The organism is Eubacterium sp. Marseille-QA0814 (genome assembly GCF_965119675.1).
Classification (GTDB): Bacteria; Bacillota; Clostridia; order Lachnospirales; family Lachnospiraceae; genus Eubacterium_G.
The window spans coordinates 1,021,903-1,042,658 of sequence record NZ_CBCPMG010000001.1; the positions used below are offsets into that span (position 1 = coordinate 1,021,903).

General features: G+C 32.4%; 16 protein-coding genes. All 16 read right to left on the reverse strand.

Translation table 11 applies throughout. The features are described 5' to 3' along the window. Positions 1–2: 2 nt before the first annotated feature. Complete coding sequence (locus tag ACQY63_RS04775; protein WP_428244810.1) at positions 3–1,298, reverse strand: bifunctional folylpolyglutamate synthase/dihydrofolate synthase; 1,296 nt, start codon at positions 1,296–1,298, stop codon at positions 3–5. A gap of 698 nt (positions 1,299–1,996) precedes the next feature. Then, complete coding sequence (locus ACQY63_RS04780) at positions 1,997–2,569, reverse strand: SH3 domain-containing protein (protein ID WP_412623089.1); 573 nt, start codon at positions 2,567–2,569, stop codon at positions 1,997–1,999. A 111-nt stretch (positions 2,570–2,680) separates the two neighbouring features. Continuing rightward, on the reverse strand, positions 2,681–3,001 hold the full coding sequence (locus tag ACQY63_RS04785) for a DUF1292 domain-containing protein (protein WP_412623088.1): 321 nt from the start codon (positions 2,999–3,001) through the stop codon (positions 2,681–2,683). A gap of 240 nt (positions 3,002–3,241) precedes the next feature. Further along, positions 3,242–5,191, reverse strand: a complete 1,950-nt coding sequence (locus ACQY63_RS04790; protein WP_412623087.1) for an ATP-dependent helicase — start codon at positions 5,189–5,191, stop codon at positions 3,242–3,244. 51 nt (positions 5,192–5,242) lie between these two features. Then, positions 5,243–6,715, reverse strand: a complete 1,473-nt coding sequence (locus ACQY63_RS04795; RefSeq protein WP_412623086.1) for a LuxR C-terminal-related transcriptional regulator — start codon at positions 6,713–6,715, stop codon at positions 5,243–5,245. 99 nt (positions 6,716–6,814) lie between these two features. Beyond that, positions 6,815–8,272, reverse strand: a complete 1,458-nt coding sequence (gltX, locus tag ACQY63_RS04800) for a glutamate--tRNA ligase (RefSeq protein ID WP_428244811.1) — start codon at positions 8,270–8,272, stop codon at positions 6,815–6,817. 279 nt (positions 8,273–8,551) lie between these two features. After that, complete coding sequence (locus tag ACQY63_RS04805) at positions 8,552–9,124, reverse strand: AAA family ATPase (protein WP_022165440.1); 573 nt, start codon at positions 9,122–9,124, stop codon at positions 8,552–8,554. A 294-nt stretch (positions 9,125–9,418) separates the two neighbouring features. Further along, a complete protein-coding gene (gene sfsA, locus ACQY63_RS04810) occupies positions 9,419–10,114 on the reverse strand; it encodes a DNA/RNA nuclease SfsA (protein ID WP_022165439.1) in 696 nt (231 codons plus the stop codon). Positions 10,115–10,578: 464 nt separating this feature from the next. Then, the gene (locus ACQY63_RS04815) at positions 10,579–10,995 is read right to left on the reverse strand and encodes a hypothetical protein (protein WP_022165438.1); all 417 of its coding nucleotides are present in this window, start codon (positions 10,993–10,995) and stop codon (positions 10,579–10,581) included. Between the two features lie 118 nt (positions 10,996–11,113). Next, positions 11,114–12,499: a fibronectin type III domain-containing protein gene (locus ACQY63_RS04820; protein ID WP_428244812.1), complete on the reverse strand. Its 1,386-nt coding sequence runs from the start codon at positions 12,497–12,499 to the stop codon at positions 11,114–11,116. Between the two features lie 164 nt (positions 12,500–12,663). Next, complete coding sequence (locus tag ACQY63_RS04825; protein WP_022165391.1) at positions 12,664–13,254, reverse strand: AAA family ATPase; 591 nt, start codon at positions 13,252–13,254, stop codon at positions 12,664–12,666. A gap of 263 nt (positions 13,255–13,517) precedes the next feature. Beyond that, complete coding sequence (locus tag ACQY63_RS04830; RefSeq protein WP_412623057.1) at positions 13,518–15,584, reverse strand: efflux RND transporter permease subunit; 2,067 nt, start codon at positions 15,582–15,584, stop codon at positions 13,518–13,520. Between the two features lie 15 nt (positions 15,585–15,599). Continuing rightward, a complete protein-coding gene (locus ACQY63_RS04835) occupies positions 15,600–17,849 on the reverse strand; it encodes a hypothetical protein (protein ID WP_428244813.1) in 2,250 nt (749 codons plus the stop codon). A 234-nt stretch (positions 17,850–18,083) separates the two neighbouring features. After that, a complete protein-coding gene (locus ACQY63_RS04840; protein WP_412334451.1) occupies positions 18,084–18,659 on the reverse strand; it encodes a TetR/AcrR family transcriptional regulator C-terminal domain-containing protein in 576 nt (191 codons plus the stop codon). Between the two features lie 241 nt (positions 18,660–18,900). Next, positions 18,901–19,701, reverse strand: coding sequence for an ABC transporter ATP-binding protein (locus ACQY63_RS04845; RefSeq protein ID WP_022165387.1), 801 nt, complete (start codon positions 19,699–19,701; stop codon positions 18,901–18,903). Further along, on the reverse strand, positions 19,701–20,636 hold the full coding sequence (locus tag ACQY63_RS04850; RefSeq protein WP_117998820.1) for an ABC transporter permease: 936 nt from the start codon (positions 20,634–20,636) through the stop codon (positions 19,701–19,703). Before ACQY63_RS04850 ends, ACQY63_RS04845 begins: the two co-directional genes overlap by 1 nt. Positions 20,637–20,756 lie beyond the last annotated feature (120 nt).

Genomic DNA, 20,756 nt, shown 5'->3' on the forward strand with positions numbered 1-20,756 from the left:
AGTCAATCTCTCCTTCCGGCTTTAACTGCTTGATTAATATCATTTAGATGTGATAAAGAGCCAAAAGCTAATATCATATCTGATTTTTTACTGTTTACTAAATCAATTGCCTTCTCTACAGCCTGATCTATACTTTCTACATACTGAACATTTGGGTTGTATTTAGAAATTGTATTAGCCAACTTCTTTCCATCTAATGCTCTGGCATTATTTGGTGTAACAGTTAAAATATTTTCTCCTTTGTTTGCAATAAGACCTGCTTCCTTCTCAAAGTCTTTATCGGCCAACACTCCCATTATAAAGGTAATTCGTTTATTTGTAAAATACAAATCAATACATTTTACCAATTCCTCTATAGCTCCGGGATTATGTGCGCCATCAATTACAAATAATGGTTGCTTTGAAATTATTTCAAATCTTCCCTTCCAGACTGCATTTTCAATGCCATTTTTTATATATTTTTCTGTATTGTAACCCTTTTTTTCAAGAATTAATGCAACCTCAATTGCTGTTGCCACATTTTTTCCCTGATAAGTTCCAAGCATTTTTAGATTAGCTTTATATTCTTTTCCATTAGAGGCTCTGTAAGTTACAATATTTTCTCCATTACCCAAATCCAGTTGTGCTTCTTTAGCCATAACTATATGGGAATTCTTTTTTTCAGCTTCCTCCCTTATTACATCGCATATTTCTTTTTGCTGTTTTGCTACTACAACGGGACAGTTTGCTTTTATTATGCCCGATTTTACCCTTGCTATTTCTTCAATTGTGTCACCTAAAAAAGCTGTGTGGTCCAAGGAAATATTGGCAATAATACTACAAAGAACCTTATTGAAAACATTTGTGGCATCTGTTGCACCACCCATACCGCATTCAACTAACACAATATCACAATTCTTTCTTTTGAAATATTCAAAAGCCAAAGCCGTTTCAATTTCAAAAGGTGTTGGATGAAATCCATAAGTTTTAGCAATGTAATCACATTTATCCTTAATATGAGTGATTATTTCTCCTAAACTGTTTGGCTCTATGTTTTGGTTATTAATCTGAATAATCTCATCTTCTTCAAAAACTGCCGGAGAACTGTACCTACCTACTTTGTAGCCTGCCTCCATGAGAATATTGTTTAAAAAAGCCATTGTGGAACCTTTTCCATTTGTACCTGCTATGTGAACAACTTTCAGACTTTTTTCAGGATTACCCATTTCTTTTAAAAGTGTTGTGATGCTTTTCAGACCTAAGACACTGCCGTATTTATTTACTTCTTTTAAATATTGTTTTGCTTCGTTATAGTTCATTGTGTTTTCCTCGTTGTGCTTTTATGCTATTTTGCCCTTCATGTTTTTTATTACGAAATTGCTACGTGCTTTGCACTCCCGCAATTTCACCACATAATTCGCATATCGCACAACTTCGTTGTGCTTTTATGCTATTTTGCCCTTCATATTTTTTATTACGAAATTGCTACGTGCTTTGCACTCCCGCAATTTCACCACATAATTCGCATATCGCACAACTTCGTTGTGCTTTTATGCTATTTTGCCCTTCATATTTTTTATTACGAAATTGCTACGTGCTTTGCACTCCCGCAATTTCACCACATAATTCGCATATCGCACAACTTCGTTGTGCTTTTATGCTATTTTGCCCTTCATGTTTTTTTATTACGAAATTGCTACGTGCTTTGCACTCCCGCAATTTCACCACATAATTCGCATATCGCACAACTTCGTTGTGCTTTTATGCTATTTTGCCCTTCATATTTTTTATTACGAAATTGCTACGTGCTTTGCACTCCCGCAATTTCACCACATAATTCGCATATCGCACAACTTCGCTGTGCTTTTATGCTCATTATGCGGGCGTGTCCTCAAAACATAAGCGTACTTTTGTGCAAGCACAAGTACGCTTATGTTTTGGTACACTGTAATAAAAAACGTACTTTATGGGAAGTATTAGTCTACCATAAAATACGTTTTTTGTTTATTTGTAATTATTATTTTATGAATCTTGCTGATACATAACCTTCGATACCATTCCAGATTACATGGCACCAACCTTTGTCAGTGCTTAAGACTTCTAATTCGTCTCCTTTATTAACAATGTCTAAAACCTTTGAGCTTTCTTTTGGTTTTCTTCTTATGTTGACATCGTCCCTTGCATGTTTGATTTCGCCTGAAGGTCGTGTTGTTTCCTCTTCAGTCTGTTCCTCTGTAGGTGCCTGTGTTTCTTCTTCTGTTGTCTCTGGAACAGTTTTCTCAGTTGTTGCAGCTACAGTAGTTTCTGATGTTGTCTGCTGAGCAACCTTCTGTGTTGTTGTTACAGCTTCTGTTGTCTCTGCTGTTGTTGCTCCTAATATTGATGTTTCCTTAGGAGCTGTTGTCTCCACTTCACTATCTTTCTTGGCTGAAACTGAAGCTACAACAATAATTAATACTACAATAACAACAATTGCTGCTGCTAAAATTCCTAATGTTATTTTTCTTTTCTTAATCTGCTGTTCTTTCTTTAACTCAGCATTTCTTTTTCTTGCTTCTATTCTCTGTCTAGTTTCATCTTCGTATGACATTTTTCCACCTTCTTAATGTATTTTCTTTTTGTTATGATTTTCAAATAACAATGTATTTCTAACATTATTATCTTAAAAATGCATTATCTTACAAATTCAAAAAACGACAAATTAATGTAAGTTTTCTTCTTCCTCAATAATTTCATCATATTCACCGTCTTCAACTAACTGATCAAAAGCCTGTGATGCTAACATGAATTCAGCTTCTGTTTCAATATTGTCAAGTCCGGGTTCTCCGTCCTCGTCTTCAAAGTATCTGTATAAGAACACTTCTCCTTCTTCGTTTTCAGGTCCTTCAGTTGGAAGTAATGCAATGTAATCTCTTCCTTCTGCTTCAAATATACTTACAACAAGGCAATCAACCTCACTGTCATCTTCTAATGTTAAAGTTACAAATAAATCTTCATCTTCTTCTAATTGATTATTTCTCATATCATTTACCAAGTCTTTCAACAATCCTCATACATTTCCCGTATGAATTTGAAAGACACAAACATAATATTTTTACTATGCCTGCATTTTCCTTTCTTATTTATTTTCACAATCTTACTATGCATTTGTAATAAACGCATTTTTTGTTATTTTAACTTTATCAAAAGTGTATTAAAATTGCAATATTATGCACCTTAATTTAATGTATTATCTACATAATTTTCAAAAAATATACATATTCTATGCCATTACTTCCTTCATAAAAATTGACGGTTCCACATAACAGCCAAGATTTTCGCTTACACAATATATATTTAAATATTTTTTTGCCCTTGTTATTGCCACATAGAAAAGTCTTCTTTCCTCTACGAAATCTCTTTCTCTTACTGCTTTAGATGTTGGTATTATGCCCTGATTAGCATCTAAAATAAAAACGCTGTCAAACTCAAGTCCCTTTGAGCCATGCATTGTAATAATATGAATCGGCTTTCTTACCTGCTTTTCTTTTGACTTCGTATTAGCACTGTTTTCTTCACTTTCCTGTAAAATCCAGCTTTCCAAAGTGTCATATTTTAAACTGTTTGTTTTTATTTCTTCAATTTCTTTTTCAAAAACAGAATAGTTTATCTTTCTCTCTCTTGATAGCTCTTTCAGGTAATTCTCATATCCTATACCTTTTAGAATATACATTAAAGCTGCCATGGGCTTTAATCTTAACAACATCTGCAAATCAAATTCCAGCTTTTCTATTTTTTTCACAATTTCACTGCTATGACTGTAAACATTTTTCAAACTATTAAAATCAATTCCATAATCACTTATCATTCCGTTACTAATAAGTCTGGCCGGTTTGTTTAATATATAAATTAGGCTTTCATTATTTCGTATTTCAACTTTATTCAAATTAATGGCTGCCTTTATGTAATTGTAAATGTCCACTCCCACCTGAGTTTTGAAAACAGATTTCTTAGCGACTTTGCTTTCAGATATAATTTCCTGTTCTTCTAAAAATCTTTGGATAATATCAATCTGGCTGTTGTTTCTCACAAGTATTGCAATGTCATCTATCCCTCTACTTTGCAACTCTGTAATCTTAACTGCTGTATACTGCAATTGCTCCATTTGATTTCTGAAAATTCTAACATCAGTATCTTTACTTTTGTTATTATTCTTGTTCTTGGTATTGTTATTGTTCCTTTTCCTTGGGATTGAACAACCATCTTTTATGTTCTCATTTTCATTATTATTTTCATCATTTTTATTATTGTTACCTTTCGGTGATATGATATTTTTTTCAAAACGTGAACTGTTGTTTTTAATTAGGTTCTTAGACATTTGGATAATTTCATTTGTAGACCTATAGTTTATATTTAATATAATTTTTCTACATGCCTGATAGTCCTTTTCAAATCTAAACATTAACTCAGGACACGCCCCGCGAAATCCATAAATGCTCTGGTCATCATCACCTACTATAAACAAATTGTTTTCAGGCGCCACAAGCATTTTTATGATTTCATACTGTATCTTGTTAATATCCTGAAATTCATCTATTAAAACATATTCAAAAACCTGCTGCCATTTTTGTAAAAGCACCGGTTCCTCTTTAAACAACGTATAACAGTCCAACAGCATATCATCAAAATCAATTTTATTCTGACTCTTCAATTCTTTTGCATATTCATCGAATATAAGCTTAAATTCCCTGTTTTTACAGCTTTTCGGTGCATAATCACTCAATGGAATCATATTTCCCTTAACATTGCTTATTTCGCCAATAATGTTTTGAATAAATTCATTAAGGGAAGTTGTATTTATTCTGTTTCTGATAATAATTTCACGCAAAATCTGACTTTTCTGATTTTCCGTTAAAATATTACGCCCACTGTAATTCTTGGATAATTTTAAAATTCTAAAATAGATTCCATGAAAAGTTCCAAAGGACACAGGATAACTGCTTTTTACCCAATGTTCTCCTTCCATTATCTGAAAAAATTTTCTCTGCATATGAACTGCGGCAGCTTTTGTAAAAGTTACTACTAATATTTTTTCAGGTGAAACGTCTTTTCTAATTAACTCTTTTATTCTGTGTGTTATAACTGTAGTTTTACCTGAGCCAGGTCCTGCAAGAACCATGGCTGCTCCTTTAAAATGATTAACAGCTTCTCTTTGTGCGTTATTAAATTCCATAAACACCTTTCCAATATGTCCCTTTATATATTATCACATATTGGATGTGTTTTAAATAGTGTTTTCAGTCCACGTATAGTAAAATTTAATTAAACCTACTCTTGAATTGGTATCTGTTTTTTTATTTATATTTGAAATATGTCTGTATAAAGCAGCTCTTGAAATATATAACCCGGCTGCAATATTCTGAACACTATCGTCAGAATTAAGTAAAGCTTCTAACACTTCCTTTTCTCTTTTGGTTAAAGAAAAATTCTCCGAAAACATTTGTAATTTGTCAGTTTCGTTTGTGCTGTTAGTTTCTTTTTCACTGTTTGTTAGATTGTCCCAGTTATTTTCTATTATTTCAGCTCTGTTGATTTGTATATTTTTCATTGTGTACAAAAATATTAATACACTAATTGCCACAAACAAAACTAACGATAATACGGTAATCAGTAAAACATTTTCTGTTGAATATAGTTTCAAAGACCAACTCCCCATTAGCACAGCCATCAAATTATTTACTGCTCTTCCCATACCTGCCCAAAGGCGTGTATTTTCCATTTTAAGAGATATTTTCACAAATGCTGTTGTAAAAAACACAGCAAAGAATCCAGCTGACAAATAGAAAACAACCAGGCCTGTTAAAAACGCCCCGCCGGATACAATTGTCAAAATACATATTGTTGACAAAAGAGTTATGCAATACATTATTATGTACATGAATCTGCCTTTTTTTATGTCGAAAAGTATACCAGCTGCAATTCCACTTACGGCTAAAAATAATCGCGGATATTGACCTACATCAAAAGTACCATCTGCATGGAATAAAGTCACAACATTATCAAGGGTTGTAAAAACATTTGCCATTAATACAACAATTGCAATTAAAAGAATTACCATTACATAATTGTTTTTTAAATCACCCTTTTCTTTGACTGCATTATCACATCTGTCATCACTATTACTTTTCCCTGAAATCTTTTGCACTATTATGATTGCTGCAACCCATAATACAACTATCGAAACACTTTCCAAATTATTTGATTTTATTAAATTATTGCTTAAAAACTGTATCAAAAGTCCAAAACCGTAAGCAAAGCCTATTGTTTTTCCTAAATATTTGCTGTTACCGTAATTAATTGCCGTAAAATAAAAAACCGTGCTTCCAAAAGCTCCAAGTATAATAAAAAGAAGGCAGCCGCACATTAACATAACATTATAAGAATCACTGTGTGAAAATTTCCAAACACAAAAACAACCTAATACAATCGCTAAACTAACCGCTATATTTTTAGTGTTTTTAATACCTGTTTTATTATCTAATATTTTCTTTATTATTGGATACAAAACAAATCCCACTACGCTTGCACCTAAAACATAACTTTGTGCTATTACAACTTTACTTGGATTTGCCACTTTAGCAATTATGTTATCAAAAAGGTATTCACTTCCTAAAAACAAAAAATTAAAAAGTGATATTAATATTATGATTTCAATCCAATTTTTATTTATATTTTTCTTAGTAACTGTATTTTCCATATTTTAACCTGAACCTTTCAAAAGGATTTCTTATCACACAAAAAGTCCGACTGACAAACAGCCGGACTTTTTATAATCATCCTTGAATTATTTTGATAATTATTCTGATAATAATTCAATACCTTTTTTAATTCTTTCTAATGACTCTTCTTTTCCAATTACTTCCATAATTTCGAAAGCTCCTGCCGGTGTCATCTGCTTACCTGATACTGCAGTACGAAGTGGCCATAAAGCCTGACCATTTTTAATTTCTTTTTTCTTAATGTATTCAAATACAGTGTCGTGTAATCCCTGTACTGAATAATCATCTGTTTCCTCTAATATTGGAAGTAATTCCTTTAAAATTTCTAAAGAGTTTTCAGAATTAGTCTTCATTTTCTTGTGTGTATACATTTCAGGACTATATTCAGGAAGTTCCTGGAAGAAGTCAATCATGTCTCCAATTTCAGGGAATGTTTCAATTCTTGTTTTGACCATATCCATTATTGTTTCAAGGTTCAAATCTTTCTTGATAACTGCCTTAACGTATGGTCTTGCCATTTCATAGAACTTCTCATTGTCCATAGCCTTAATGTATTCACCATTCATCCATTTTAACTTTGTAATATCGAAAACTGAAGGGCTCTTATTAACCTTGTGATAATCAAAATTCTTAATTAATTCATCAAGTGAAAATATTTCCTGATTGTCTTCCGGACTCCAACCTAAAAGTGCAATGTAGTTTACAATTGCTTCAGGTAAAAATCCCTGTTCAACTAAATCTTCGTATGATGAATGACCTGAACGTTTGCTTAATTTCTTATGATTTTCATCTGTAATAAGTGGCAAATGTACATATTTAGGTGCTTCCCAGCCAAATGCTTCATAAAGTCTCTGGTACTTTGGTGAAGATGAAATATATTCATTACCTCTTACTACATGAGTAATTTCCTGTAAATGATCATCTATAACATTTGCAAAATTGTATGTTGGATAGCCATCTGACTTAATTAAAATCATGTCATCCAACTCTTTGTTTTCTACTGTAATTTTTCCATACAATTCATCAACAAAAGTTGTTGTTCCTTCTGTTGGCATGTTCATTCTGATAACATAAGGTTTTCCAGCATCTAAATTAGCCTGTATTTCTTCTTGTGAAAGATGTAAACAATGCTTGTCGTACATTGTAATTTCTTTTCCGTCTTCCCCTACAGAAGTTTTAAGTGTAGCCAATCTGTCCTTATCACAGAAACAGTAATATGCATCTCCTGACTCAATTAATTTCTTTGCATATTCAAGATATAAACCTGACGCCTGACGTTCACTCTGAATATAAGGTCCATATCCCTTGTCTTTGTCAGGACCTTCGTCATGTACAAGTCCTGTTGCTTCAAGTGTTCTGTATATAATATCCACAGCACCTTCCACATAACGTTCTCTATCTGTATCTTCTATTCTTAAAATAAAATCGCCACCTGCATGCTTTGCAATTAAAAATTCGTATAAAGCTGTTCTTAAATTTCCTACATGCATTCTACCTGTTGGACTAGGTGCAAATCTTGTTCTTACTTTTGACATTTTATTTCTCCTCTTTAACAATTATTGACATAAATCTAATTTATTATAATGCTTTTTTTGCCTATAAGCAAGTACATCAACTTATGGATTTTATAATAATCCATAACGCAATATTTTTTATGTAATAGAAAATCCCAAAAGATTTTCCTGTTACGAAAAAAGACTTTCCTTAACCGAATCACCTATTTATTGTCAGGTTTTAAAACCTAACTTTTTAGGAATAATTCAAGTTCCGTGAAAGTCTTTTTCTAAATATACTTAATATTTTGTTTTTATGCTTTATTTTAAATTTTTGAAATATTCAACAGCTTCATCTAATGACTTCTTGAATGAATCATCTGATGAATTATCGAATAAGAATAAATTCTTAATTCCTTCAGGAACTGTAAAGTTCTGTCTGCTAATATATTCATCCCAATGTTCAATCTTCCATGTATCTCTGTCAGAGTTACGTTTAATCATTCTTTCCTTACAAACTTCCTTGTCGCAATGAACCCAAACAACAACTAATTCAGCTCCAATCTTTAAAAGTTCGTTTCTAAGATTTTCCATATAACCGGGTGTTCTAACTTCTCTTGTGAATGGAGAATTAATGAATACCGTATCATTGTATTCTAAAGCTTCTCTTGCGATTTCCATGATTGCATCATATTCATAATTTCTGATGTTTGCTTCAAAGAAATCTGAGCTTCTATTGTATTCTTCATTTGCCACAACAAAAATCTGCTTTGATAAAACAATAAGTGAATCTTTATCAAGGTAAACACAGTTAGGCATAGCCTTTGCTAACTTCTTTGTTACAAATGTTTTTCCACATGCTGGTGGTGATGTTACTAAAATCATTTTCTTCATAATATATCTACCTCTTCTATATAAAAATATTTAATCGTTTCAAATAAACCCGAATTTCCCGTAATTATATCACTTTTTAATTTCTTTAGTCAATAAGATTGACCGTATTTTTTTGTTTTTTCGACTACTTTTTTAATTACAGTGTTCCAAGGTCCAGCTCACCTGTGCTTGCACAAAGGTGAGCTGGACTTTGGAACACGCCCAAATATGAGCATAAAAGGGAAGCGTCAGCTTTCCGATATGCGAATATTTGTATGGATTGCGGGAGTGCTCTGCACGGAACAATCCATGTAATTATTTGTTGAGTTTTATCTCTACGGGGTTATTTATTTTAAGTTCTTTTTCTGTTACCACACAGTCATACGCCATTATTTTAACTCCTTTACTTTCTGCCTTTACCAGTACTTCTGCAAAAGCCTTATGAGTCTCTTTGTTAGGTGTAAAATATTTTACATTTTCCATTTGCACAACAAACATAATATAAGCGTCAAAGCCCTCTTCCTTGGCTTTGATTAAATGTTCTATATGCTTTACCGCTCTTTTGCTTGGTGCATCAGGAAATAAAACCACACCATCTTTTTCAAGGGTGACACCTTTTACTTCCATCCACGCTTTTTTATTATCTCCCTCAATATAAAAATCAAACCTTGATTCTCCATATTTTTTCTCAGGAGCAACAAGTTTTGTATTTTTATATAAGCCATTTTTATTTAGCCATTCCTGTACTACTTTGTTTGGTGCTTGGGAATCCATATTTATTATTCTTTCATTTTTCCTGACTACAACCAAATCATATTTTGTTTTTCGATTGGGATTGTCTGATTCCTCCAAATATACAGTTGCACCATTAACTAAAAGTTCTTTGCAACGTCCTGTATTTTTCACATGAACAACCTGGGGATTATTATCCATTCCTTCTACATCAACATACGCTATAAACCTGTTGGGTCTTTCCCTAAAAATTCCTTTTACAATCTTTTTATATTCCATAATACTTTCTTCTCTATAATTCAATCTTTTATCTTAATTCTTTTCTGCTCTTTACACTTCAATCCTTTATCTTTCTTTTCTATTCTTTGTAATTCAATCTCTTATCTTAATTCTTTTCTGCTGTCTATAATTTATTATCTGCCGAAACCAATATTAACACTTTTCATTATTAATTAACAGCTGTTTTCCTGCACATACTTTTTAATGCATAATTAATGATTGTAGAATTTTGATTATTAACCAAAGGATTAGTTCTTTTTATATTATGGAATTATTATTTCTAATTGTTCAGATATGATTTTATTTTGTATGTTTTGTCTATTAGATAAGCATTTAGAAAAATTGCTTCTCAAATCAGGAATGGCGTTTCAGAATTCTCCGAAACGCCACAAAATTGAAAGGGTTTAGATTATTATGTTACCTAAAAATCTAATACACTTATAGTTTAAAAATTAAAAACATTTTTAACTATAAATTTTATCTTCCTCTGAATTATCTTCTCCTGATACTTTAATGTTTGCATCGTCCATTTTTACCTTAGGAATTGCAATTGGTGGCAAACCTGAATTTACAAAAAATGTAATTACCATCGATCTTACATGTGGGAATATTTCATCGTATGCCTTCTTATGAATTTCCCTTTTGTCTGATAACTGATCACAGTCAAAAAATGCTACTGCACTTATTTTAAAATTAAAATCCATTGGCTGATTCTTATCCATCATATCAATAGTTAATGTAGCTGCACACTTCTTATCGTCCCTTGTATATTTAACATTAAAAGATGCTCTCTGGCTAATATCCAAAGAAACAGCTCCTTCTATCTTATTTGTTAAATCAAGTTCTTCTACTTTAATTCCATTAAAAACTAAATCTCCCATTTAATGCCTCCTTAATCTTTTCCTGTAATTATATCATTTTTTAATTATTAATAAAAGTGAAATGCAAACCGTTTTAATCTACATTCCTCTTTTATAAACTATATCCTGCTATGGGATATTATTTTTTTACTTTAACACTTTTAACTTTGCTCCATGCTCCATAGTATTTTTTCTTTCCAACTACTTTGTAAGCTCTAACCTGAACGAAGTATTTTTTGTTTTTAAGTTTCTTAATTACATAAGAATTCTTCTTAGCAACTTTAATCTTTGCTTTTTTAAGTTTGCCTTTGCTTAAAGCATAACGAACCTGGTAGCCCTTTACACCTTTAATCTTCTTCCATGACAACTTAATCTTCTTACCCTTAACATTCTTAGCCTTAGGTGAAACCTTTGCCACTTTAATCTTTGTTGTTGTTGGCTTCTCAGTTGGTCTGTTAGGGTTATCCTTAGCTGCAATTGTTTTAACAACTGTACCTTCACAATTTTCACCAATTCCTGTAATTGTAATTGTGATATTACCTATTGCATCTGTAGCTACTGTATATTTATAATCCTTATCTTTTGTTAATGCACGTCCATTATCAGGTACCTGAACTAATACATTTAACTGCTTGTTAGCATCAAATGATGTCTTAATAGTTGTGTTAGCAAGTTTTCTCTTAGTAATAACGAATGTCTTTTCAATTGTTCCTGTATAGTTTCCAATACCCTTTATTGTCATTGTCACAGTACCAGGATTCATATTATCTGAATAAACAATTTCGTAATCCTTCATTGCTGATAAGTAAACATCACCCTGACTCATCTTAATCTGAGGCTGGATTTCTGCCACCTTATATTCATAGCTTTCTGCTAAGTTTGATAAGTCTTTCTTTACAATGTCATCTTCAATATTTGCCTGTGCAATAGTGAATTCTCCTTCAAGCTTGCCTTCATATAATCCTATACCATTAACGATAACTTTTGCAGTTCCCGCATTTACATTATCTTCAAATACAAGCTCATAATCTGTTCCTTCAACAAGTTGCTTGTCATCAGCGATAACTGAAACAGGTACTTTCTGTTCATTACCATTGTATATTACTGCAATATCAGCAATAGCAAGACTTGCCTTTGTAATGTCTTTTCCTACAACTGTAACTTCTTCTGCTACACCCTCTGATGATTTTTCACCACGTTTTGCAACAACTTTTAATTCTCTTGTTAAATAATTATAATCTTCAGGAGATTCATAAACTGTTTCAAATTCTTCTCCACTCTTTGGAGAAATGTATGTAGCATATGCTTCATGTTTTTCATTTGTAAAATCAATGTTGTTATAAACTGTACAATCGTCATAAGTTGTTACAGTTGCACCTTCTGAAGCATAACCGTTCAAGCTTGTTCTTGCTGTGTCATCTGCCTTTGCTATGTTTCTGTTGCTCATTCCATCAAACGCCATTAAACTAAATGTCATTGATAAACTAAGAGCTATACTCAAAGCTTTTTGTGCGTTTTTTCTCATAAAATCCTCCTTTTTATATTTTCTTTGTTAAGTTTAACCATGGTATTATTTTATCATATTTAATGTTTGACAACCATATATCCGATTCAAGAAACCATTTTTATTTTCATCCAAAAAAATAAGAAAAAGCCTATAAATAAAGGCTTTTTCTTATTGAATTGTTTTTATTTCATTTCAACATAATCAATAATTAGCTTTGCTGCATTCTCTAATGAGATATTTGCTGTGCTTATGCACAAATCATAAGCTCTTGAATCACCCCATTTATTCTCACAGTAGAAGTTATGATATGTTTTTCTTACTTTGTCTCTTTTCTTCATCTTGGATAAAGCAGCTTTCTTATCAATGCCGTCTCTTTCCATAACTCTCTTAGCCTTACTTTCTGTATCTCCTAAAATAAATACTTTTGTAAGATTTGGATTATCTGCGAGAATTTCATCTGCACATCTGCCTACAACAACAAATGATTCATTTTCCTCATTTGCTCTCTTTCTAAGCATATTGAATTCCTTAATGGCAACATCCTGTTCTATTGACGTTGTTACACCACCTAATGGAATTGGCATAAAAGTAAGGTTAATAGGTTTTTCGTCGTACTTCTCAACTACTTCTCTACTGTACGCTCCTTCCTTTGCCACTTCATCTAATAATTGTTTGTGATATAAAGGTATATTGTAATGTTCTGCTACCATTTCTGCTACCTTTAAACCTCCGCTACCAAACTCTCTTCCTATAGCAATTACTATCTGCTTCATAGTACATCCCTCCAGTCTTTAAGATTAAAAATAATCCGTACTTAATTTTATGCTAATTATACCACATTTTTCATTTTTTTTAAACGAAAAAGAGGTTCAAATTCCATTAAACTTTATAATGTTTAACTTATATTTGAACCTCTAAAACTTCATTTTTTGCTTTTTCAAACTAATATTAATTTACTATTTAAAACTAACATTGATTTACTTTTCAAACAAACATTAATTTTCTTTTTAAAACAAACATTAATTTGCTGTTTTAATTATTTGTCTAAGAATTTGTAACTTCCCTTTACAATAGCCTTGTCAAAAACAACAAACATTGCCGGTAAAATACAAATTACACAAAGCATACTAATTACGGCACCTCTTGCCATAAGTAAGCAAAGTGAACTAATCATGTCAATACTTGAGTAAGCACCTACACCAAATGTTGCCCCAAAGAATGTACAAGCACTAACAATAATTGACTTCATTGTTGCTGTTAATGCGTCTTTTGCAGCAAGATGTTTTTCCTTGCCACTACTACGCTCTAACTTATATCTGTTAGTCATTAAGATTGCGTAGTCAACTGTCGCACCTAACTGGATTGTTCCAATTACAACTGAAGCAATAAACGGTAATGTTGCTCCTGTATAGAATGGAATACCCATGTTGATAAAGATTGCGAGTTCAATTACTGCTACCAAAATTATAGGAAGTGTAATTGACTTAAATACAATTGCGATAATTGCAAAAATTGCAAATATTGAAACAAAACTTACTGTTGCAAAGTCTTTGTTTGTTATCTTAATTAAGTCTCTTGTACATGCAGCTTCACCTACAAGCATTCCTGACTTGTCGTATTTCTTAATAATCTTTTCGATTTGATTACACTGTGCATTGGCTTCATCTGAACCTGTCTTATACTCAGACATAAAGATTAACATTTCATGTTTTTCACTCTTTAATGCACTTGTTAAATCTTCCGGTATAAATGAATCAGGAACTGAGCCGTCTAAGAAACTTTCAAGTCCCATTGCAACTTTTACACCTTTTACATCATTAACATCTGACAATAAATCTTTAACATCTTTCATCTTTGTATCTGAACTTATTAAAATCATGTTAGCCGAGCCTAAATCATAAGTATCTGCCACTTTATTCTGAGCTGTAACACTCTTTAAGCTTTCCGGCAAACTTAATGTTAAATCATAATATACATTTGTATTTGCCTGACCGTAAGCTGCAGGACCAATTAATAATAAGAACAATACAATAAATATTCTATAATGCTTTGTAATCCACACAGGAATTTTTTTAAAATCAGGTAATAAATGTTTGTGCTTTGTTTTCTGAATGGCTTTGTTAAATACCAAAATGAAAGCCGGTAAAACAGTTACACATGAGATAACACCTAAAATTACACCTTTTGCCATTACAATACCAAGGTCAAGTCCCAATGTAAAACTCATAAAGCATAAAGCAATGAAACCTGCCACTGTTGTTATTGAACTACTTACAACAGAAGATATTGTAGCTGCAATAGCATTCGCCATAGCCGATTTACTGTCACCGTCATGTTTCTCCAGCTCTTCCTCAAAACTGTGCCACAGGAATATTGAATAGTCCATTGTAACACCAAGCTGAAGTACCGCCGCTAACGCCTTTGTAAGATAGGATATTTCTCCCACCACAAAGTTGCTGCCTAAGTTATATATAATAGCCATTCCAATACTTAACATAAAGAAAATTGAAATTAAGTATGAATCCATTAACAATGACAAAACAACAATTGAAACTAATGCTGCTATACAAACGTATATGAACATTTCCTGTTCAACTAACACTTTTGTATCTGTAACAATGGCTGAAATACCGCTAATATAACACTGTTTTTGTGTAAGATTTCTAAGTTGTGTTATTGCATCCATTGTTCCCTCACCGGAACTTGTGTCATCAAAAATAACCATCATAATTGTTGATGTACCTTTGTTAAAGGCTTTGTACACATCATCCGGTAGCATTGATTTTGGTACACCTGCTTTTTCAAAAGAGTCATACCATAAAACTTTACTTACATGGTCAACTTTTTTCATTTTGTCAATAAGCTTTGTGACATCTTTATCATCCATCTTATCAACCATAACAATACTAAATGCACCTGAATGGAATTCATCCATCATTATGTCCTGACCTGTCATTGTGTCAATTCCGTCCGGCAAATAGTATAATAAGTCGTAATTTACTTTTGTATTCATATAGCCAATGCCTGCTGGAATTAGTAGTAAAATACTAATTAGTAATATGACATATCTGGCTTTTACAACAAACTGTCCAAACTTCTTCATAACTTATTAGCTCCTTTACTTATCCGACTTGATTTCGGCTGTCTTAAATATGAATTTAACGTTACCTGACATATCACTCTTAATTCCTGAGAATGACTTGTATTCTTTTCCGTTATTTAATATATCTTCAATACTATTAACTGCATCCTTTGTATCATCGCCAAAGATTTCAGTAATCTTGCTTATACCTTCGTCATTTAATTTGACAACACCATCTTTTAATGTTTTTGTTCCATTAAATAATGTTACAACACCACTGCTTAATGAACCTGTACCATTTGCTAATGTTTTAGCACCATCACTAATCTGTCCTGCACCTGAATTAACAGTTGCAATACCATCTTTAACCTGTGAGCTTGCATCGCCTAACTTACTGTTCATCTTATCTGTTCCCTGGCTAAGTGACTTCATACCTAAGTTAAGAGTTTTTGCACCACTATTTAACTGGTTTGTTCCTGATGCTAATGTACTTGTTCCATCATATAAACTTTTTGTGCCTGCTGCTAAAGTACCGGCACCTGTATTTAACTTGCCAATACCTGTGTATAATGTATTAATTCCTATATTTAACGCTGATGCACCATCTGTTAAATCTCCCATGCCATCAACAAGAGCCTTAATGCTTGGTGCCTGTGAAGTAATCTGAGTTTCAAATGTTGATTTAACCTGCTCTAATGTTTTAATTCCATAATATGCTTCTAATAACTGATAATAAGCTATTGCATTTAAACCTGCGCCTGTTAAAACAGTAGTCATGTCTGCGCCCTGAGCAATGGCACCGTTAATCTTTTCAATAGTTGCGTTTAATGCTTTTTCAGAAGCAATTGCACCGCCTGTAGCTGCGCTTACTTTTTTAACAACACCATCAATTTGAGTCTGGATAGAACTTGGTGTTGACTGTAATGTACCAACTAACTGTTTTACGCCTGCTTCTGCTGTTTTTGTTCCTGTTGCTAAAGCCTTTGAGCCATTCTTTAAGCCCTGGCTCTTAACATTACCCTTGCTGTCCTTAACATCTTCAAAACCTGCTTTTGCACTGCTTAAACCTTTTGCAAGTTCCTGTGCACCTGAGTTAACCTTCTTAGCGCCGCTGTTTAAAGTCTGGGCACCTGAGTTCAACTGGTTAGATGCTGACTTAACACTCTTTGTTCCTTTGTATAATTTCTTAGCACCTTTGTTTGCGCTCTTAACACCTGAAACAAGAGCACTGTCAAACTTCTTATAGCTTGTTAATAATGTAGTTGTTCCTAAATATAAATCAGATGTATATTTAGCAATATCCTTTGCACCCTTATCAATCTTATCTGCACCTGAATTTAATTCGCCGGCACCTGATACTAAATCTCCAGCACCTTTTACTAACTGATTTGTACCGTCCTTTAACTCATCCATCTTATCTTCAATATCTGAGAAATCTAAGCTCTTGTCTAAATCTAAATCAGCAATTTCAGATGTTGCCATTGTAAGTGACATGTTTAAGCTAAAGTCTTTTACATCAGCTTCAACTGTAAATGATTCAGGAATATCAATATCCTTTAAATAATCTTCAGCCTTGCTGACTGTTGATATAAGATTGTCCTTAAAGCCCGGTGCTCCATAACCGATTACAATGTTTGAGCCATCATATTCAACTACTTTACCGTTATCAACTTTTACATTTGTGAAATTATCATCTAAAACCATACCTGTTAAAGTAATAAATGGAATGAATTTTCCCTCAGATGATGTTTCATTAACATAGTCATAAACAATTTTTACTTTTCCGCTTTTTCCTGCCAAATCATCTGGTGATATTTCTTCATCATCTAAATAATATTTAACATTTACTTTAATAGGTGTAGACTCTGTTGTTGTACCCTGATATGTAATGTCTTTTCCTTTATTCTCCCAAACAATATTGCCATTCTCATCTGTAGTATATTTTTCATCACCACTTAAATTTGTAATATTATCGAGATTTGATACATCACTAATGCTATCCTTATCAGAAACTTTCAAAGTATCACTTACTGTTGTCTTAGTAACTTCACCAGATGGATCCATTTCCACGAAAACTGTTTCTTTCTTTTCAGTATTGGCTGTGTCACCAATCTTACTGCTTAATAATGTTTGCAAATCTGACTGTTTAATTGTGTCAGAAGCTTCTGTTTGTTTTTTTTCTGTTTTCTTTGACTGTGTGTTTGTAGTTCCACATCCTGACAAACACCAGGTTGACATTGTCATAACCAACGCCAAACTTATTCCTTTTTGAACATACTTTCTCATTTCAACATACACTCCTTTTCTTTTCTATTGTACAGTATACATTTATATGTAAAAAAATCATTATACATTCTTATACACCAATGTATTTTTATGACACCTGTATAAAATTGTATAAGTCATTTACTTTCTGTATAATAAACAGATATTAGATTTCATTTGTACCTATTTATTGTAAAAATATAACTCTGTATATTTTCAAATAGACTAAAATCAATTTCCTGTTAAATTATTTTTTTAATTCTTTGTATTTCTTTTATACATGTAAATCTCATGTCCTAACTCTTCAGTCTGCAATGTCATTTTCTGCAACAAAATTGCCAGGTCATCTTCGTTTTCTTTCATGCCCTTTAATGCCCAGTCAACAATTACTCCTGTTAAGCCATAAGCGAAAAATCTTGCATATATATCCTTTTCTTTATCATCTAAATGCTGATATAAATCAAGTTCTGCTATTGCCTTCACAAACAACTCTGCGAAAATTTTATTACTATATTCAGCGAAGAAATTGTTGGATGACTTAATTGTGTTCATAAAAAACGCTTTCTGCTGTTTCATATATTTGAACAATCCAATTAATTTTTCTCCCCAGTTTTCAATAGTCAAATCCTGAGTCAACGGAATAAATAAATCCTGATTATATATCCAACTAAGCAATTCATACTTGTCATTAAAATGATAATAAAATGTCTGTCTATTAACACCACAATGGTCTGTAATGTCAGCAACAGTTATTTTATCTAAAATCTTTGTGGCCCCCAACTCTTTTAAGCTTTGCGCCAAAGCTTTTTTTGTAATGTTTGAATTTGCCATAACTTCCTCCTTATACTAATGTATCTAAATATTACATTGGTATTTTTTTTATACTTATGTATAATTTTCTTATGTTTGTAATATAACTCTACTTTTTACTAAATGCAACCATTCTTTCTGTTTTTTGTACACTTGTCTGAAATTGTATAATTGCGTATTGTTTTTTGCGTAATAAGAAGTTCTGAAGGAAGTTCTTATTACACAAAAAAAGAAGCTGTAGCAATGCTACAACTTCTTTTTCTTAACTTAACAATATTCTATCATTATCAAATGCCTTCTGTTTCTTTGCTGAATACATCTTAATCAAATCATCCATTGTCATATTGTCTCTTTCTTCTCCTGAAAGATCCAATATAATCTCACCACTGTCTAACATAATTGTTCTGTTACCTGTGGTTAATGACTGATTCAAATTATGTGTAATCATCATTGTGGTAATGTTATTCTCTGCTACAATTTCTTTTGTTATTTCCATTACTCTCTCTGCTGTTGCAGGATCAAGAGCTGCTGTATGCTCATCAAGCAATAACAGCTTTGGAATTGATAAAGTACACATTAACAATGTAACTACCTGTCGCTGACCTCCTGAAAGTAAGCCGATTTTGGTTTTCATTCGGTCTTCAATTCCCATATTGTATCTTGCAAGATTCTCCCTAAAGAAAGCTGTCTGCTTCTTAGTTATGGCTCTCTTAAAAGGTGAATTTTTCTTTCCTGCTCTTGTATATGCTAACGCAAGATTTTCTTCGATTGTCATATTAGGAGCTGTTCCTTTCATTGGATCCTGAAAAACTCTGCCGATTAATTTAGCTCTTGCATGTTCACTCTTAAAAGTAATATCTTCTCCATCTAATAAAATATTCCCTTTATCCACCATAAAGGTACCACATATTGCATTAAATAAGGTTGATTTACCTGCACCATTGGAGCCAACCACTGTTACAAAATCACCATCTTTTAGGTTTAATGACATATGGTTAATTGCTGTATGTTCATTAACTGTACCTTTGGCAAAGGTTTTTGATATGTTATTTATTTCTAACATTACATTGCCCCCTTTCTGATTTTTCTTGCAGCCATTCTTTCCTTAATTGCAGGTACTGCCAATGTAATAGCTACTATTAATGCACATGTGAATTTCATAAGGTTTGAACTCATGTCGCCAAACAACTGCTGTCTGATAACGAATGCAACTATTATTTTATATAGAACAGAACCGATTACTGCTGAAACAATTCCTGTTGCCACACTTCTTTTTCCAAAAATAACTTCACCAATAATTACTGCAGCAAGACCATAAATCAAAGTTCCGTTTTGTAAACTAATATCAGCATAGCTAATGCTTTGTGACTGCAGTGCACCTGATAAACCAATAAGACCGTTTGCCATCATCAAACCAACAATCTTTGTTCTGTCTACGTTAATTGATGATGCTCTTACCATATCAGGATTGTCGCCTGTTGCTCTAATGCAAAGTCCTAAATGAGTTTTAAAAAACCAAATCACTAATAGAATTACAACTAAAGCAATAATAAAACTAACACCAGCCTTTACCATAGAAGTTTCAAACATACCTCTAATACCTAAGGTTTCTTTTACTTTTTCAAAAATTGTTACTTTACCATAACTTAAGTTTGTAGTCTGACCTTTATCTGTCAAAGAATAGCAAACCAAATTAATGGAATACAAACCACTCATTGTAATAATACCTGCCAAAACAGGATGTACATTAAGTTTAGTCTGCAAAGCTCCTGTAATTAATCCTGCTATCATTCCCGCCGCCATTCCAGCAAAAACTGCAAGAATGGGATGACCGTTAAGAGAAACTAAAACAGAAATTACAGCTCCAAATCCAAAACTTCCTTCTGTTGTTAAATCAGGTATATCTAATATTCTTAAAGAAATATATATACCCATTGCCAATAAACCGTAAATTAATGCCTCTGGCACATTTGATAAATAATATTGTAATTCTACCATTTCTTTTTCACTTTCAATTATTATTGTAATATTTTAATTCTCAGTTTTTCATTACTCTATTATTTTCATTTTTGTAGCAAACTTTTTGCTTTATACTTTTCAAATGTTTTTTCATGTTAT

Coding starts and splice junctions, on each gene's coding strand:
- ACQY63_RS04775 (WP_428244810.1), bottom strand. CDS start 1,298: ATGAACTATAACGAAGCAAAACAATATTTAAAAGAAGTAAATAAATAC.
- ACQY63_RS04780 (WP_412623089.1), bottom strand. CDS start 2,569: ATGTCATACGAAGATGAAACTAGACAGAGAATAGAAGCAAGAAAAAGA.
- ACQY63_RS04785 (WP_412623088.1), bottom strand. CDS start 3,001: ATGAGAAATAATCAATTAGAAGAAGATGAAGATTTATTTGTAACTTTA.
- ACQY63_RS04790 (WP_412623087.1), bottom strand. CDS start 5,191: ATGGAATTTAATAACGCACAAAGAGAAGCTGTTAATCATTTTAAAGGA.
- ACQY63_RS04795 (WP_412623086.1), bottom strand. CDS start 6,715: ATGGAAAATACAGTTACTAAGAAAAATATAAATAAAAATTGGATTGAA.
- gltX (WP_428244811.1), bottom strand. CDS start 8,272: ATGTCAAAAGTAAGAACAAGATTTGCACCTAGTCCAACAGGTAGAATG.
- ACQY63_RS04805 (WP_022165440.1), bottom strand. CDS start 9,124: ATGAAGAAAATGATTTTAGTAACATCACCACCAGCATGTGGAAAAACA.
- sfsA (WP_022165439.1), bottom strand. CDS start 10,114: ATGGAATATAAAAAGATTGTAAAAGGAATTTTTAGGGAAAGACCCAAC.
- ACQY63_RS04815 (WP_022165438.1), bottom strand. CDS start 10,995: ATGGGAGATTTAGTTTTTAATGGAATTAAAGTAGAAGAACTTGATTTA.
- ACQY63_RS04820 (WP_428244812.1), bottom strand. CDS start 12,499: ATGAGAAAAAACGCACAAAAAGCTTTGAGTATAGCTCTTAGTTTATCA.
- ACQY63_RS04825 (WP_022165391.1), bottom strand. CDS start 13,254: ATGAAGCAGATAGTAATTGCTATAGGAAGAGAGTTTGGTAGCGGAGGT.
- ACQY63_RS04830 (WP_412623057.1), bottom strand. CDS start 15,584: ATGAAGAAGTTTGGACAGTTTGTTGTAAAAGCCAGATATGTCATATTA.
- ACQY63_RS04835 (WP_428244813.1), bottom strand. CDS start 17,849: ATGAGAAAGTATGTTCAAAAAGGAATAAGTTTGGCGTTGGTTATGACA.
- ACQY63_RS04840 (WP_412334451.1), bottom strand. CDS start 18,659: ATGGCAAATTCAAACATTACAAAAAAAGCTTTGGCGCAAAGCTTAAAA.
- ACQY63_RS04845 (WP_022165387.1), bottom strand. CDS start 19,701: ATGTTAGAAATAAATAACATATCAAAAACCTTTGCCAAAGGTACAGTT.
- ACQY63_RS04850 (WP_117998820.1), bottom strand. CDS start 20,636: ATGGTAGAATTACAATATTATTTATCAAATGTGCCAGAGGCATTAATT.